The sequence below is a fragment of the Aeromonas sp. SCS5 genome (assembly GCF_001887375.1).
GTDB lineage: Bacteria > Pseudomonadota > Gammaproteobacteria > Enterobacterales > Aeromonadaceae > Aeromonas > Aeromonas jandaei.
In genome coordinates this window covers 180,135-195,560 of sequence record NZ_LFCS01000006.1, presented here as the reverse complement: position 1 = coordinate 195,560, position 15,426 = coordinate 180,135, and the positions used below count along the sequence as shown (strand labels likewise).

Below are 15,426 nucleotides of genomic sequence, written 5' to 3'. Positions count from 1 at the left end.
GAGAGATGAAAAAACCGGCATCAGGGATGCCGGTTTTTTTATGCCGATTGCAGGCAGGGTTTGGGCAGAGTTTAGCGAGCCAGCTGAATGGCCCCGTCGGCCCTGACTGGCTTGGTGCGGTGCCTGGCTGTGGGGGCGCAGGCGCGTTTGAGGCGCAGCCATTCACGCCACAGCAGCCAGCAGAGCGGCAGGGTGAGCAGCAGCACGGTGGCCGGCTGGGCCATCAGTACCCCATCACGGCCCCACAGCAGCGGCAGCAGGAAGATGAGCGGCAGCAGCAGCACGGTTTTGGCAATCGAGATGACCAGCGCCTGACGGGTACGGGCCATGGATTGCAGCAGCACGATGCCGAACATGATGATCCCCTCCAGCGGAATGGCGCCCAGATTGAGCAGCAGACTGCTGACGGCGGCGGCCAGCAGCTCGGGGTCGTCATCGCCGGTATAGAGCATGGCTACCTGCTGGGGCAGCAGCTGGATGGTGATCCAGACCAGCATGCCGTAGATGAAGGTGAACTTGAGCCCCATCTCCATCAGATACTTGAGGTCGCGATTGCGCTTGGCCCCGGCCGCCTTGCTGATGAGCGGCTGAATGCCGAAGGCCAGCCCCTGCAGGATGACGATAAAGACTGCCTCGGTGTAACCGGCCACGGTAAAGCCGGCGAGATCCTTCACATTGCCATACACCATCAGCTGGCTGTTGTGCAGCATCAGCAGCAGGCCGAGGTTGAACTGGGCAATCAGGCTCGGCAGACCGGTAAAGAGCAGGTTCGGCACCGTGGGCAGGTTCGGCACCATGTCGCGCCAGCCGAGGCGCAGCCGGGCCCAGGGAGTAAAGAAGTAGCCAAGGCCGATCAGGCTCACCGCCCCTTCCGCCATCAGGGTCGCCTGGGCGGTACCGATCAGTCCCAGCCCCAGTCTGGCCACCATCACGTAGTTGAGCAGGATGTTGAGCACGGCGCCACTGCTCACCAGCACCATGGCCAGTTTCGGGCGACCGTCGTTGCGCAGCAGATAGGGCACCGCCAGGTTGCTCGCCAGCAGCAGGGTACCGCCGCCAATCCAGAGCAGATAGTCGCTCGCCTGCTTCCAGGTCTCGGTACCCTGCTCGATGCCGAGCCCCAGCAGAATATCGGTGTGGAGGTAATAGAGCAGGATGGGGGCGGTAATACCGAGCACCAGCAGCAGCCAGAGGGCATTGACCAGCGTCTTGCGCGCCAGCGCGAAGTTGCGGGCGCCCTGTTGGTAGGAGATGCCGGTGGCGGCGCCCATGCTGATCATGGCGGCCAGACCGAGCAGCACCATGATGACCGGGTAGACCAGATTGATGCCGGCAAGACCGGCCGCCCCCACATAGTGGCCGACGAAGATGCCATCGACCAGGTAGTAGGCACCGGACACCAGCATGGCAAGGATCGAAGGGAGGGCATAGGCCCAGAAGCGACGGGTCATGGCCCGTTGCCGTAATGTGAAGTAGGCAGACATATCTGTTCTCTCGATGTGCTCGGTTATCGAACAGTTAGTCTAGATTAATACTTTTTTGGTGATAATCAGGTTTCTACTTGATGAATTGCTGAGTATTGCTCATCAATCCGCTGTTTTGATAGTGCGCCTTGAGCATGTCGATCAGGATGCGCAGCCCGCTGCCAAGCTGATGGCGGCTCGGATAGAAGAGATAGAAGCCGGCAAAGGTGGGGCTCCATGGCTCCAGCACCGTGATGAGTTTCCCCTCTGCAACCTTCTGGCTCACCTCCTCCTCAAGGCAGTAGGCCAGCCCCAACCCCGCCTCGGCAGCGCCCAGATAGAGGGCCGGCGTACTGGTGGTGAGCGGCCCTGTTACCTCTATCTCCAGCAGGTTGCCATCGGCGGCAAAGGCCCAGCGGTAGTGGTGGTGTGGCGTGAGGCGATAGCCGATGCAGGCGTGGCGGCTCAGCTCGCTCGGGTGCTCCGGCGTGCCGTTTTGCGCCAGATAGGCGGGAGAGCCCACCACCAGATAGCGCTGGGGCGGCCCGAGCGGAATGGCGATCATCTCCTTGGGCAGCAGATCCCCGTAAAAGAGGGCGGCATCGAAGCCATCCTCGATCATGCGCGGCATCAGCTCCTGCTCCACTACCTCCACCTGCATCCGCGGATAACGGGCCAGATAGTCGATGAGTACCGGCGCCAGCAGGCTGTCGATGGCGTTGCGCGGGGCGCAGAGCTTGAGCCTGCCCACTGGTTCATCGCTGTTGCGGGCCAGCTCGGCAAGCGCTTCTTCGAGGGTATTGAGGGTGGGGAGCAGCTGCTTTAGCAGCCGTTGGCCCGCTTCGGTCGGCACCACGGCCCGGGTACTGCGGTTGAGCAACCGCACCCCCAGTCGCTCCTCCATCCCCTTCAGGCTGTGGCTGATGGCGGAGGCGGAGACGCCGAGTTCGAGGGCGGCTTTGCTGAAACTGCGATGGCGGGCGACGGCGGCAAACACCGCCAGTTCGGCGAGATCGGTACGGGTTATGGTCATCTTGAGTCAACAAAAAGGCGTGAATCACAAGGGTACGCCAAGGGGATGCTGCATACAATCCACCCGGAAATGGTCGTTTGTTTTAAAAATGTAAAATATCAAAATTCATTGAATCCAGTGAAACTAATTTTAAATGTTAAAAAAAACTCACAACAAGGCGCCTTGAGTGTGATCTTAGTCGTCCGAAAGGCGACTCGAATCAAACTTTGGTTGATTAATTCAAAAAAACGCTGTGATTAATAAGGTCATTTAATTAAAGTCACCCCATCGAGAGAGACGCATGTTGTCGAGTTGTTAAGGCGAGCAGGTGTCCCCCCTCAGAGTCAAAAACTCATGCCGTTGTTTGTTGCATTCTTGTTGTTACATGGAGTGATGACCAGATTGCCGGGGCGTGAGAGCTACAGGGAAGAAGAGCAGGCGTTCCAGGGAGATGGAACCGGGCCAAGGCCCGAATGAACAAGAATCCCATTTTTCCTAGATGACAGGAACAACTTATGTCTGACATGAATATTGCAGCTGATGGTCGTGTAGCCAGCAACGCCGCTCGTGGCATCAACAAGGCCGATGTGGTCTGGATGCTGGGCCTGTACGGTACCGCAATCGGTGCCGGTGTGCTCTTCCTGCCGATCAACGCCGGTGTAGGTGGCCTGTGGCCGCTGGTTGCCATGCTGATCCTGGCCCTGCCGCTGACCTTCTTCGCCCACCGTGGCCTGACCCGCTTCGTGCTGTCCGGTTCTACCCGTGATGGCGACATCACCGAAGTAGTAGAAGAGCACTTCGGCAAGACCGCAGGCAAGTTCATCACCCTGCTCTACTTCTTTGCCATCTACCCGATCCTGCTGATGTATTCAGTAGCCATCACCAACACCGTCGAGAGCCTGATGGTTCACCAGCTGGGCATGACTGCACCTCCCCGTGCCATCCTGTCTCTGGCGCTGATCCTCGGTCTGATGGCGATCGTTCGCCTCGGCGGCCAGGTTATCGTCAAAGCGATGAGCGTGCTGGTATTCCCGTTCGTGCTCACCCTGATGGGCCTGGCGCTCTACCTGATCCCGCACTGGAACGGTGCCATCATCACTGAAGCTCCGGCGCTGGGTGATGCCTTCAACGGCGACTTCATCAAGACCCTGTGGCTGGCTATCCCGGTAATGGTGTTCTCCTTCAACCACTCCCCGATCATCTCCTCCTTCGCGGTGGACAACAAAGGTCGTTACGGTGAGAACGCCGAGAAGAAGTGCAGCAACATCCTGCTGGGCGCCCACGTCATGATGGTGATGACCGTTATGTTCTTCGTATTCAGCTGCGTACTGAGCCTCTCTCCGGCTGACCTGGCTGCTGCCAAAGAACAGAACATCTCCATCCTGTCCTATCTGGCCAACCACTTCGACAACCCGGTTATCGCCACTGTGGCTCCGCTGATCGCCATGGTTGCCATCAGCAAATCCTTCCTGGGTCACTACCTGGGTGCGCAAGAGGGCATGAACGGCCTGATGGCCAAGTCACTGCGTGAAAAGGGCAAGAACGTTGACGTCAAGCAGCTGAACAAAGTGACCGCGATCTTCATGATCCTGACCACCTGGGCCATCGCTACCATCAACCCGAGCATCCTCGGCATGATCGAAGATCTGGGCGGCCCGATCATCGCAATGCTGCTGTTCCTGATGCCGATGTACGCCATCGCCAAGGTTCCTGCCATGCGCAAATACGCTGGCAACATCAGCAACGGCTTCGTGACCATCATCGGCCTGATCGCCATGTCCGGCATCATCTACAAGCTGATTGCCTGATAACTCCGGTCAATCTGTTGAATGAAAAAGCCACCTCGCAAGAGGCGGCTTTTTTTATGGCTGTTTGCGGCGAAGAGCGTTACTTCATCAGCTTCTTCACCTCGTCGCTGGCCAGCGCCTTGTTGAATTTGTCCCGCGCCTCCTTGCCCTTGGCGGAGTTGGTAAAGCAGACGTGGAGCGACTTGTCCTCGAGGATCTTGCTGTTGAAAGCGAGGTTGGCGGCGACCCCCTTGAGGTGGGGATCGCTCTCGAGCAGATAGGTCATCACGTTCTGGTCGATGACCGCCAGATCGAGCCGGCCGTTACCCAGCTTGAGCAGGTTCTGGCTGTCCGAGGTGGTTGCATCGGCCGAGAGCGCCTTGCTGGCCACCTTCTGGTCAAACTCGGTAGTGTTGACGTAACCGGTGACGACCCCGATCTTCTTGCCCTTCAGATCGTCCAGACTCTGCCAGCTCACCGGCTGATCGGCCCGCTGGGCAAAGCCGAGAGGGCCGTGGCCTATGGGATCGGAGAAGAGGCAGCTGCTCTTGGGATCGAGATACTCGGGGAAATAGCCGAGCACTTCGGGGTTGTTGGTCGCCTCGTCCACCGCCCGCTGCCAGGGGTAGAACTTGATGGTCAGCGGGTCGCCGGCCAGGGCAAAGGCCGCGGTCACCACCTGACTGGTCTTGCCCTGTTCAGGCAGGCTGGCACTGGTATAGGGGGGCCATTCAAGGCTGGTCAACTGCGCCGCCTGAGCGGCTGTCATGCCGAGCAGGGGAAGGGTGGCCAGGGCGAGGTGCTTCCAATTCAGACTCATGAGATAACTCCTTGTGGTCAAACACCTCTTAAAGATAGCCCTGTGGTGCCGATTGCGGATGCCGGTCATGACTGACCGGCATCCATGTCACCTATTTGTTGTCGATATTCTCCGCCTGCCAGAGGGCGTAGCCCTTGCCGGACGGCGTAGTGGGCAGGTCAATCTGCATCAGGTCATTGCCGATGACGAAGGGGCCTGTGTAGCGGGCACGCAGATCCTGCGCCAGATCTTTGACCGTGATCTTGCCGTTGAGCCCGATGTGGCTGAACACGGTCAGGGCCGGTCTGGCTTCGTTCAGAACGCGGGCGGCCTGCTCGGGGGAGGCGAGGTGCCCGGCGATCGCCTTGTAGCCCGGGTTGGCCTTCATCTGCTCGGCAGAGGTCATGGAGACGCAGTGCACCAGCAGATCGGCCCCCTTGGCCTCTTTCACCACCTGCGGGCTGTAGCGGGTATCGCCGGAGAGCACCACGCTGTGGCCGTGGTAGTCGATGCGATAGCCAAACGACGGCTTGATGTTGACCCCGTGGTCGTTGTCAAAGGCGGTCACCTTGACCCCATCCCAGTCGTAGACCACCCCGGCAGTCACCTCGTGGCTGTTGATCTTCACCCCGTCCAGCGGCGTCCCCTCATCCTTGACCCGGGTAGCGATATCGGTGGCGTAGGCCTGCTGCAGGCCATGAGCCAGGGCATCGGTGCCCTTGGGCCCGTAAAGCTCCATCGGTGCATGGCGCTGGCCATAGGCCGGTTGCAGCCAGCCGGTCAGCCAGAGATCCGCCAGCCCGTTGGTGTGATCCGAGTGGAAGTGGGTGAGGAAGAAGGCGTTGACCCGGCCGATGGGGATATGCAGCTGCCACAGGCGGGTAGCGGAGTTGCGGCCAAAGTCGAACACCAGCTTCTGGTTGCCCGCCTCGACCAGAGTGCTGTAGCCGCCGCGACTGATCTGGGGCACCGGGGTGCCGGTGCCGAGCAGGCTGACCCGGAAGATATCGGGCCGGGCTTGAGTTGCCGTGGCCGGGGCCTGATCGTGGTTGTTGATAAAGCTGCTTTCGGCCGCCTGGCTGACACCGGTGGTCAGCAGACCGACCAGCAGGGCGGCCAGATAGGTGCTTTTCATGGGGATATGTCCTGTTTGGTGGCGTTGCTGGCCACTATATTGGTAACCAAAAGTGCGATAAATTGGCTAAAAATCATTTCTTACTAAACTTTTGGTTGTGAATTAGAGCCCTTGTCGCGGGCCAAATGGCCTTGAAACGGGCAAAAAGGAGGGGTTGTGGACCGACTGACCAGCATGCGTATCTTCACCCGGGTGGTGGATCTCGGCTCCTACAGCGCGGTGGCGAGCGAAGAGGGGATCAGCGCCCAGATGGTGGGCAAGCATGTGCTGGGGCTGGAGCAGTGGCTGGGGGGCAAGCTGTTTCACAAGACCACCCGCCAGCAGACCCTGACCGAGCTGGGCCAGCTCTTTCTCGCTCGTTGCCAGCGGGTGCTGGAGGAGCTGGCTCTGACCGAGTCACTCACCCAGAATCTGCTGGCCGAGCCGGCCGGACGGCTGCGCATCGCCGCCCCCCTCAGTTTTGGCCACCACCGGCTGGTGCCGCTGTTGCCCGCTTTTCTCGACCGTTATCCCAAGCTGGAGGTGGATCTGCAGCTTACCCCGCGCTGGGTCGATCTGGTGGAGGAGGGGTTTGACGCCGCCATCCGTACCCTGCGCCCGCAGGATGAGGCGCTGATTGCCCGCCCGCTGCTGACCCAGCACTACCGCCTCTGCGCTGCGCCCGACTACCTCAATCGTCACGGGGTGCCCCGTCATCCGGCCGATCTCGCCCGCCACCAGTGTCTGCATGGCAACTGGGGCGAGCACGAGCGCTGGCAGTTTGTCGGGGGCGATGGCCAGAGCGAGGAGGTGCGGGTCGTCTCGCGCCTGCGCATCAACCACTGGCCGGCGCTGCTGACGGCGGCACTGTCCGGGGCCGGCATCACCTTGCAGCCTGCCGAACAGGTGCATGACCATATCGCTGCCGGGCGTCTGCTGCCGCTGCTTGGCAACTATCAGAGCCCGGCCAAGACCCTCTACTTCATCTATCCGGCGGCGCGGCGGCAGGTGCTCAAGATCACCCTGCTGGGGGATTTTCTGGCCGAATCCCTGCAAGCTGAGCCCGAGCCTGAATAAAAGGCTGCATATTTTCGCCACCGCGCTTAACCATCGTACTTAACAAAGGGGCGGGGCAGGCCTAACATGGCGGGATGTTTTTTTAGTCAGGACAAAAGGATATGTCTGGGTTGAAAAAGGATCTCGGGCTCTGGCAGGGGATGGGGCTGCTCGCCACCTCGCTGCTCGGCACCGGGATCTTCGTGGTACCGGCGACTGCCGCCTCGCTGGCGGGTGGGGCCTCGCTCTGGGCCTGGTTGCTGCTGATTGCGTTGGTGCTGCCCATCGCCTTTACCTTCGCTCGCCTCGGCCGTCGTTATCCCCATGCGGGCGGTGCGCCGCACCTGATTGGCCTCGCCTTTGGCAACGGCGCCGAGCGCTTCTCCGCCTTCCTCTTTCTGGCTGTGCTGCCGGTGGGGCTGCCTGCCGCCCTGATGATTGCCGCCGGCTTCTGGCACGCCCTGTTCGAGATGGGGGAGTGGACCCTCTGGGCCATCCAGCTGCTGACCCTGCTCGGGGTCTTTCTGCTGGGGCTGCGCGGGGCGCGCTCTTCCGGCAACCTGCAGTTGCTGATCGCGCTCGCCATTTTGGGGCTCACCCTGCTTATCTGGTTCAAGGGGGAGGTGAGCTGGCGCGATGCGGCCCGGCCGCTGCCGAGCGCGGACGAGTGGCCCGCCATGGCCACCGCGCTGGCGGTGATGTTCTGGTGTTTCGTCGGGCTGGAAGCCTTCGCCCATATGGGGGAGGAGTTCAAGCGGCCGGAGCGGGACTACCCCATCGCCCTGCTTGGCGGGGTGCTGCTGGCGGGGCTCATCTACTGGATCCACTCGCTGGTGGTGCTCAAATATGGCCTCTACGGCGATGAGGCGAAAAACGCTACCGCCATCCCCTCCCTGCTGGCGCTGCTGTTCGGCCCCACCGCCAAGTGGTTGGTGGCGGTGCTCGGCTACCTCTCCTGCTTTGCCAGCATCAATATCTACATTCAGGGCTTTGCCCGGCTGATCTGGAGCATGGCGCGCGAAGGCAAGTTGCCCCCCTCGCTGGCCGTACTCACCGCCCGCGGCGCGCCGCTGCGGGCGCTTACTCTGGTACTCGCCATCTGTCTGCTCTGCATCACCCTCATCATCTGGCTGCGACTGCCGCTCGATGAGCTGATCCGCTACGCCAACGGCAACTTCGTGCTGGTCTACCTGCTCTGCATGGCGGCGGGCTGGCGCCTGCTCGGCGGGGTGGGCAAGGGGCTGGCGGGGGTGAGTGTGCTGCTCTGTGCTCTGGTGCTGGTGGCGCTCGCCTCCCAGGTGCTCTATGCGGTAGTGCTCACTCTTGGCTACGGTTGCTTCTCCCTGTGGCGGCGCAGACGCCGGCTGCTGACCTCTGACGATATTTGCGCCATCAAGTAGCCCCTGAAAAAGCCCCGCAGTGCGGGGCTTGTTGTTGCCTGTCAGCGGCTTGCGGGCAGGTCGCTGCGCAAGATGGCGTAGTGGCGCAGGGAGATGAAGCCATCCCCCTTGCGTTCGCACTCCCGCGCCGTGCCCTCGTAGTGAAAACCGGCCCGCTCCAGCAGACGGGCGGAGGAGAGGTTGGGCTCCTCCACCACCGCCAGCAGCCGGTGCAGCTCGGTAGTGCGGTAAGTGAGCGGCAGCCACAGTTGCAGCGCCGCGCTCATCACCCCCTTGCCCCAATGCTCGGGATAGAGCCAGTAGCCCAGTTCGGCCCGCTGGTGAGTCGGGTCGGCATCGTTGTAACCGATGGCGCCGAGCGGCTCGCCCGTGTGTCGGTCACGAATAAGGTGCCAGGCGCCGCTGCCGGTACGGGTCAACTCTGCATACCACGTCATCTGGGCCTGGCACGCCGTCAGGCTGTCGTAGCTGACGCCGTAGTAGGCGACGACTCGCGGATCCGACAGACCGCGGAAGATGTGGGGCAGGTCGGCATCGGTGACGGGGTCCAGCCTGATGTCGGGTTGTGTTGCTGTCATGATGACTCCTTGCGGCCAACCCGGGTTGGCCGCGTTAGTTGAGTAATACGGGATGGATGATGCTGGCATCAGACAAAGCCGAGCCGCTCGGCAAGGTGCGTCAGCTCGCTCTGCCACTGCTGCTGCAGGCACGGGGTCTGGTGCCTGGGCTTGCGGGCCAGATCGGCGGCGAGCAGGGCATCGAGTTCATACCAGCGTGCCAGCAGCGCCTCTTCGTCATCTGCCTGTTCAGCCAGGGCCTTCCCCATGGCGGGGGCGGCCAGTGCCTGCGCTGTTGCGGGGAGGGCCCTGCTTGCCTTGTCTGCTGCCGGCAAGGGGGCATCGCCGAGCAGTTCGGCATAGGCCCGCTCGGCGCTGTGGGCCTCCCGGATCTGCCCGTCCCTGATCAGCCAGAAGCGGTTGCAGCTGCGCTCGATCAGCTCCCGATCGTGGGAGACCAGCAGCGCGCCACCCGGGAAGGCGGCAATTGCCTCAGCCAGCTCCTCCTTGCCTGCCAGATCCAGGTGGTTGGTGGGCTCGTCGAGCCAGAGCATGTGGTGGCTGCCGAGGGACAGGGCGAGAAACAGCAGCCGTGCCCGCTCGCCCCCGCTCAAGGTACGTACCTGCTGGCCGTGGCGGGCATAGGGGAAGCCCGCCCGGATCAGCGCCTGACGCCGGGTCGTCTCCGGCAGAGGAGCCAGCGGGTAGAGGGCATCGCTCAGGGCGGCGTCGTCAGCCAGCTGCTGCAGGGACTGATCGTAATAGGCGATGCTGGCGCCGGGGTGGCAGTACCAGCCCGCCTGCGGGCTCTGCGCGGCCAGTTCGCGCCAGCACTGGCGCAGCAGGGAGGACTTGCCGGTGCCGTTGGCTCCGAGCAGCGCGACCTTGTCTCCCGCCCGCAGCCAGAGTCCTTCGGCGCGCAGCAGCGGCGGCAATGCTGGCGCTGGCGATACGTCGAGGGCCTCCATTCGCAGCAGCGTGTCGGCAGGCAGGCTCACTCCGCGCAGCTCGAGCCGCCAGGGGGCCAGCGCTGCCACTTGACTCTGCTCCTCCTGCAGGCGGGCGATGCGCTTCTCCATGGATTTGGCCTGACGCACCAGCTTCTCGTTGTCATGCTCTCGCCCCCAGATGGCGAGGCGTTTGCTGCTGGCGCTCAGGCGGTCGATCTCTTTTTGCTCGTCAGCCCGGCGCAGGCGGGCCTGCTCATCCTCGGCGGCCAACGCCGCTCGCGCTTGGCTGCAGGGCAGGGCGAAGCGGTGCAGCTCGCCATCGCGCAGGATCAGGGTCTGCTCGGTGACCCGGTCCAGCAGACGGCCATCGTGGGAGACCAGCACGAAGGCGCCGCGCCAGCCCAGCAGAAACTGCTCGAGCCAGAGCAGGGCGGGCAGATCCAGATGGTTGCTGGGCTCATCGAGCAGCAGCAGGTTGGGTTGGCGCAGCAGGGCACGGCCTATCTGCAGCCGGCTGTGCTGGCCGCCGCTGAGTGCACTGACCGGTAGCGTGGCCTGAGCCTCCAGCTGCAACTCGGTCAGCAGCTTGTCCACCTGCCATTCGGCGCTCGGGTCGTTGCCCAGCACGTCAAACAGCACTGCGCGGGTGCTGAGGGTAGAGAGCCCGGCGGGTAGTTGCTGGGCCACGAACTCGCAGCGGCAGGCTGCGGCCTGCACGACACGGCCAGCTTGAGGCATGCGCTCGCCCGCCAGCAGCGCCAGCAATGTGCTCTTGCCGCAACCGTTGGCGCCAATCAGGCCGAGCCTGTCACCTGCGCGGATGCCGAGTTCGAGATTGTCAAATAACGGAAGGTGCCCCGCACTCATCTGCAGGGAATGGGTACTCATCAGGGTTGTCATGCTCTTGCTCTCTTAAATCGCGGGATCGAAAATCCCTGTCATCAGGAGCGCTGGCGACAACGGCAGAGTCGAGAAAGGTCTCGGTATGGAGGGGAGTCGGCTTTGCTCGAACCCGCTATCGCAGCGCGATGGTATGCAGGCAAGAGCACGCGAATGTGCCGAACAGGCGGGCCGAAATGATCGGGCACGCTTGGATAACCATGTTTTACCTCCTTGTGTTTCGTTATGGCACGGTGCGGCGATTATAAGAAGAGAGCCGGATCCAGTTCAACAATTCATCATCGTTGCGGAAGGGGCTATGGAGAGGTTGCCCATATGGGCCTGCTATTCTCTTATCCCTGGCCCCAAACCCCCTGTTGGATCAACTCATCGGTGATTTGTCGGCAAAAAAAGTGGGATCCGGCTCTCGTTTTGCTTAAAGTGGCTCTTTTCCGGCTCAGCCCGGAATGCCCGCAAGGATGCCCTTCAGACGTCAACAGGATGGCCTGGCCAGACTGGCTCACAGAGATGTTACTGCTTCGGTTCTCTTCTTCTCTGTCGCCCTTGCGTGACAGCGCTTCGTTCCGTTCAGTCAGCCCAGGTCCTGCGTCACTCTCATCGAGCATTGTCTCCATCTGCTGCGAGTGAATCATGAGCGAATCGGTTTTTGAGATCCATGACTGGACCCTGAGCGTTGACGACAACACGCTCTGCCGTCCCGACCGCGAGGTCTACCTCGAACCCCGGCTGGTCAACCTGTTGCGGTTTCTGGCCCGCAATGCCGGCACCGTGTTTGGTCGCGATGCCCTGATCAACGAGGTGTGGGATGGCGCCGAGGTGACCGATCAGGTAGTGACCCAGTCCATCTTCGAACTGCGCAAGATCCTCAAAGATGGTCGCACCGACGCGACCGACTATATCGTTACCGTGCCCAAGCGTGGCTACAAGCTGGTAGCGCCGGTACGGCCGCAGCAGGAGCTGGTTGCTGCCGAGGAGCATGCGGTCTCCTCTGCCAATTCCCAGCTCAATCCGACCCTCTCCGACCTCAGTCCGCCCGCTGAGGATGAGCCACTCTCCAATGTGGCCCCTTTTCCCGCCGGGCCCCTGACCCGCGCCATCTCCAACCATGCCAAGGATGCCCGCAGCCGCTGGAAGATGGTGAGTTTCGATATCTTCGTGGCCGTCATTCTGGTTGCCATCGTCAGCCTGCTCAGTTACCAGCACACGGCGCCGCAGGTGCACTCCATGCTGGATCCCAACCTGCTGGTGTTCCGTTTCCACTCCGGCATGGATGACAACAACGAGAACGTCCGCCTTGCCGACGGCATCACTCGCGCCCTGATGGCCGAGGTGGCGGCGGCGACGCCACTGCGGGTGCAATATGGTGCCACCACTCTGATGGGAGGCATTATGCCTGGCAAGGAGCTGAGCGTGCGGGTATCGCGCCAGCCGCGTGGCACCTACCTCGATCTGGAGTACCGCAATATCAACACCAACCGGGTGCTGTTCAGCCACCAGTACCAGCTCAGCCGCCATAACGTGCATGGCGTGCTGCAGGAGAGCAGTCAGGATCTGCTGCGCGCCCTCGACCAGCCGGATGCCGAGCCGGGCATGGGGTGGCCGACCGATGATGCCTCCCTGATGGCGATGATGGAGGCTCACTACTACACCAACAGCCGGGATCCGGTTGCCCTCAAGCGCGGTATCGAGCTGCTGGAGGAGGCGCTGGCGCTCCAGCCTGATCAGCCGCTGCTGCTGGCGGAGCGCTATCTGGCCGGTGAGGTGCTGGCTACTCTGGCTGGCAAGTCCGAGAGCGAGCGGCTGCAGGAGGTGGGGACCCATCTCGCCCGCGTGGTGCAAAATGGCGGTGCCCTGCCATCCCGGGTGTGGGAGGCGCTGGCGCTGCAGGCGGTGCTCAACAGCGAGCAGAAGCAGGCGAACTATCTGCTGGAGCAGGCGGCAAAACGCGGCCGCTCGGTGCTCTATTACATACTGCAGGGCAAGCTGGCGGAGCTGGATGGCCGTCCGGAAGAGGCGGGGGACGCCTACAGTCAGGCCTTTCTGATAGAGGCGACCGAGCAGACCTATCTGCTCTGCCAGCAGCTCGGTTTCTACAGCAATATGGAGACCCTCACCCCGGCGCTGTTCGATGCGCTGGGTCAGAGCAAGGTGAAGCTCTTCTAATCCTGCGCCCTCTGTTGCTGCCGGCATGACATCCGGCTCTTCGCTCAGGCCACCTTCGGGTGGCCTGAGCCGTTTCTGGCCGCTTTTCATCAGGCTTGCGACTCCTGAAAAGAGGCTATCTGCAAGCCATATCGTGGTGCTCTACCCCGGGTGATCTTCCGGCGAACCGGGCCGGGTACATCGTTGGTTCTAGTCGTTTCTTCGCATCATCCATTTCCTGCATTCCTGCATTCCTGCATTCCTGCATTCCTGCATTCCTGCATTCCCGTGCTTCCTGCTATGTCCAGCCGGAGCGAACTTCTTCCTGTTACGTCATTTTGTGTGTGTGGCCATGGCGCCGCACGGGTTGCCAACAGTGTATCGAGCAGGCAGATGCCCCTTCATCTGAGGAGCGGCAGCCATGAAAGGAGAGAGTGAACAGTATGCCGGATGGAGCTGATAGCGATGGAATGGAGCGGGTCGATGAGATGGGCAGGGCGGGCGAGAGCGGGGAGGTTCTGTGCGAGCCCCTTTATGCCGGGGTTATCGCGGGAAAAATATCAAGACGGCGAGATAAAGGGGTTATCAAGGCGGAAAAACCGGGCAGCCGGATATCAAGGTTTTATCAAGAAAGCTCGGAGAGTCATCATCAATTTGCTGTTTTTAAAGGTTTTTTATCGAGTTGGTGAGGAGGGTGAAAAAAGTTGCCTCATATTTTTATCCGTTAGCTGCTCCTTATGTTTTTCGGGGACGAGAGGCCTAGTCTGTGCCCATTCGTTGGCCGGACGTTGTGCCAACTGTGTATGTGACGACCCGACCTTTTTAAAGACCCGGAGATCTTATGTCCCTAGATACGAGCAAGAAGATCGGCCTTATCGCCTGTACAGGTGTAGTGGCCGGCAACATGATGGGGAGCGGTATCGCACTGCTGCCTTCGGCACTGGCCAACATAGGTTCCATTTCTGTATTCAGCTGGGCTATCTGTCTGGTAGGCGCCATGGGCCTCGCCTTCGTTTTCGCCCGCCTCGCTACCAAGAACCCGCAAGAGGGTGGCCCCATTGCCTACGCCGGTGAAATCTCTCCGGTATTCGGTTTCCAGACTGGTGTGCTCTACTACCACGCCAACTGGATCGGTAACCTGGCCATCGCCATTACCGGCGTCTCCTACCTCTCGGTCTTCTTCCCCATTCTCAACAGCCCGATCCCGGCCGCTGCAGCCACCATCGCCGCCGTCTGGATCTTCACCTTCGTCAACCTGCTTGGCGGTAGCTGGGTGAGCCGACTCTGTACTCTGGGTCTGGTACTGATCCTGCTGCCGGTGGTAGGTACCGCTCTGGTGGGCTGGACTCACTTTGACAGCGCCGTCTACAGCCAGAACTGGAACACCACCAGTGGCAGTGACCTGCATGCGGTCATCAGCGCCGTGCTGATCTGCCTCTGGTCCTTCGTTGGTGTTGAATCTGCCGCCGTCTCTTCCGGCATGGTGAAGAATCCCAAGCGTACCGTACCGCTCGCCACCATGCTGGGTACCGGTATCGCGGGTGTTATCTACATCCTCTCTACCCAGGTGATCAGCGGCATGTTCCCGGCAGGTGAAGTGGCTGCTTCCGGCGCCCCGTTTGCCATGGCCTCTTCCGCCATCTTCGGTAGCTGGTCTGCACCGTTCGTCTCTGCCTTCACCGCCCTGGCCTGCTTCACCTCGCTCGGTTCCTGGATGATGCTGGTGGGCGAGGCGGGCAAGCGTGCCGCCAACGACGGCAACTTCCCGAAAATCTACGGCGAAGTGGACAAGAACGGCGTAGCCAAGAAGGGTCTGATCCTGGGCTCCCTGAAGATGACTGCCCTGATGATTGGCCTGACCGCCTTCACCTCCCAGTCCGCTCACGCTGCCGATCTCTTCAACGTGCTGACTACCGATGCGGTGCTGCTGACCATGCTGCCCTACTTCTACTCCAGCATTAACCTGATCCGCTTTGAAGGCATGACCTCCCGCAGCATCGGCGCCATGATCTTCTCCGGTGTGGCCTGCGTCTTCTGTCTGGTAGCCCTGATGGGTGCCAAGGGTTCCAACCTCACAGCTACCTTCGTGGTGTCGCTCATCATCCTGATGTTCTACGCCAAAAAACTGGGTCTGCGTCAGCACGATGCCCTGCTGAACGAACAACCCAGCAACTGATTTCCCCTTTTATCTTCCGAGCGCTCTTCACTCACCATCCCTGATGGAGAGCGCCCCTTTACGTGTGGAG

12 protein-coding genes are annotated in these 15,426 nt (G+C 61.4%); 6 read left to right on the top strand and 6 right to left on the bottom strand.

All coding sequences use genetic code 11. The annotated features are described in order from the left end of the window. Positions 1 to 71: 71 nt before the first annotated feature. Positions 72 to 1,484 (bottom strand): MATE family efflux transporter, encoded by a 1,413-nt coding sequence (locus tag BS300_RS08705; RefSeq protein WP_071912201.1) that lies wholly within the window; start codon positions 1,482 to 1,484, stop codon positions 72 to 74. A gap of 73 nt (positions 1,485 to 1,557) precedes the next feature. Continuing rightward, positions 1,558 to 2,496, bottom strand: coding sequence for a LysR family transcriptional regulator (locus BS300_RS08700; protein ID WP_071912199.1), 939 nt, complete (start codon positions 2,494 to 2,496; stop codon positions 1,558 to 1,560). A 494-nt stretch (positions 2,497 to 2,990) separates the two neighbouring features. Between BS300_RS08700 and BS300_RS08695 the strand changes: the two genes are divergently transcribed. Continuing rightward, positions 2,991 to 4,283, top strand: a complete 1,293-nt coding sequence (locus BS300_RS08695; protein ID WP_071912197.1) for an HAAAP family serine/threonine permease — start codon at positions 2,991 to 2,993, stop codon at positions 4,281 to 4,283. Between the two features lie 79 nt (positions 4,284 to 4,362). On the opposite strand, the gene BS300_RS08690 is transcribed toward BS300_RS08695, so the two are convergent. Together BS300_RS08690 and BS300_RS08685 are read right to left on the bottom strand one after the other, a co-directional pair. After that, on the bottom strand, positions 4,363 to 5,082 hold the full coding sequence (locus BS300_RS08690; RefSeq protein WP_071912195.1) for a transporter substrate-binding domain-containing protein: 720 nt from the start codon (positions 5,080 to 5,082) through the stop codon (positions 4,363 to 4,365). 91 nt (positions 5,083 to 5,173) lie between these two features. After that, on the bottom strand, positions 5,174 to 6,196 hold the full coding sequence (locus BS300_RS08685; RefSeq protein WP_071912193.1) for an MBL fold metallo-hydrolase: 1,023 nt from the start codon (positions 6,194 to 6,196) through the stop codon (positions 5,174 to 5,176). A 156-nt stretch (positions 6,197 to 6,352) separates the two neighbouring features. Between BS300_RS08685 and BS300_RS08680 the strand changes: the two genes are divergently transcribed. Continuing rightward, positions 6,353 to 7,252, top strand: coding sequence for a LysR family transcriptional regulator (locus BS300_RS08680; protein ID WP_071912191.1), 900 nt, complete (start codon positions 6,353 to 6,355; stop codon positions 7,250 to 7,252). 101 nt (positions 7,253 to 7,353) lie between these two features. Next, positions 7,354 to 8,631: an L-methionine/branched-chain amino acid transporter gene (gene yjeH / locus BS300_RS08675; RefSeq protein ID WP_071912190.1), complete on the top strand. Its 1,278-nt coding sequence runs from the start codon at positions 7,354 to 7,356 to the stop codon at positions 8,629 to 8,631. Between the two features lie 41 nt (positions 8,632 to 8,672). On the opposite strand, the gene BS300_RS08670 is transcribed toward yjeH, so the two are convergent. Next, the gene (locus BS300_RS08670; protein WP_071912188.1) at positions 8,673 to 9,209 is read right to left on the bottom strand and encodes a GNAT family N-acetyltransferase; all 537 of its coding nucleotides are present in this window, start codon (positions 9,207 to 9,209) and stop codon (positions 8,673 to 8,675) included. 68 nt (positions 9,210 to 9,277) lie between these two features. Beyond that, positions 9,278 to 11,038: an ATP-binding cassette domain-containing protein gene (locus BS300_RS08665; protein WP_071912186.1), complete on the bottom strand. Its 1,761-nt coding sequence runs from the start codon at positions 11,036 to 11,038 to the stop codon at positions 9,278 to 9,280. Between the two features lie 630 nt (positions 11,039 to 11,668). On the opposite strand from BS300_RS08665, the gene cadC reads away from it, so the two are divergent. From cadC to cadB, 3 genes are all read left to right on the top strand, one after another. After that, on the top strand, positions 11,669 to 13,201 hold the full coding sequence (gene cadC, locus BS300_RS08655; protein WP_071912182.1) for a lysine decarboxylation/transport transcriptional activator CadC: 1,533 nt from the start codon (positions 11,669 to 11,671) through the stop codon (positions 13,199 to 13,201). 413 nt (positions 13,202 to 13,614) lie between these two features. Continuing rightward, entirely contained in the window at positions 13,615 to 13,869 is a 255-nt protein-coding gene (locus BS300_RS08650) for a hypothetical protein (protein ID WP_143241747.1), read from the top strand. A 152-nt stretch (positions 13,870 to 14,021) separates the two neighbouring features. After that, entirely contained in the window at positions 14,022 to 15,356 is a 1,335-nt protein-coding gene (gene cadB / locus BS300_RS08645) for a cadaverine/lysine antiporter (RefSeq protein WP_041208134.1), read from the top strand. Positions 15,357 to 15,426: the final 70 nt, after the last annotated feature.

Bases quoted from the DNA above. Each gene is read 5' to 3' on its own strand.
- BS300_RS08695 (WP_071912197.1), top strand. From the start codon at position 2,991: ATGTCTGACATGAATATTGCAGCTGATGGTCGTGTAGCCAGCAACGCC.
- BS300_RS08700 (WP_071912199.1), bottom strand. From the start codon at position 2,496: ATGACCATAACCCGTACCGATCTCGCCGAACTGGCGGTGTTTGCCGCC.
- cadB (WP_041208134.1), top strand. From the start codon at position 14,022: ATGTCCCTAGATACGAGCAAGAAGATCGGCCTTATCGCCTGTACAGGT.
- BS300_RS08665 (WP_071912186.1), bottom strand. From the start codon at position 11,038: ATGACAACCCTGATGAGTACCCATTCCCTGCAGATGAGTGCGGGGCAC.
- BS300_RS08670 (WP_071912188.1), bottom strand. From the start codon at position 9,209: ATGACAGCAACACAACCCGACATCAGGCTGGACCCCGTCACCGATGCC.
- cadC (WP_071912182.1), top strand. From the start codon at position 11,669: ATGAGCGAATCGGTTTTTGAGATCCATGACTGGACCCTGAGCGTTGAC.
- yjeH (WP_071912190.1), top strand. From the start codon at position 7,354: ATGTCTGGGTTGAAAAAGGATCTCGGGCTCTGGCAGGGGATGGGGCTG.
- BS300_RS08705 (WP_071912201.1), bottom strand. From the start codon at position 1,484: ATGTCTGCCTACTTCACATTACGGCAACGGGCCATGACCCGTCGCTTC.
- BS300_RS08685 (WP_071912193.1), bottom strand. From the start codon at position 6,196: ATGAAAAGCACCTATCTGGCCGCCCTGCTGGTCGGTCTGCTGACCACC.
- BS300_RS08690 (WP_071912195.1), bottom strand. From the start codon at position 5,082: ATGAGTCTGAATTGGAAGCACCTCGCCCTGGCCACCCTTCCCCTGCTC.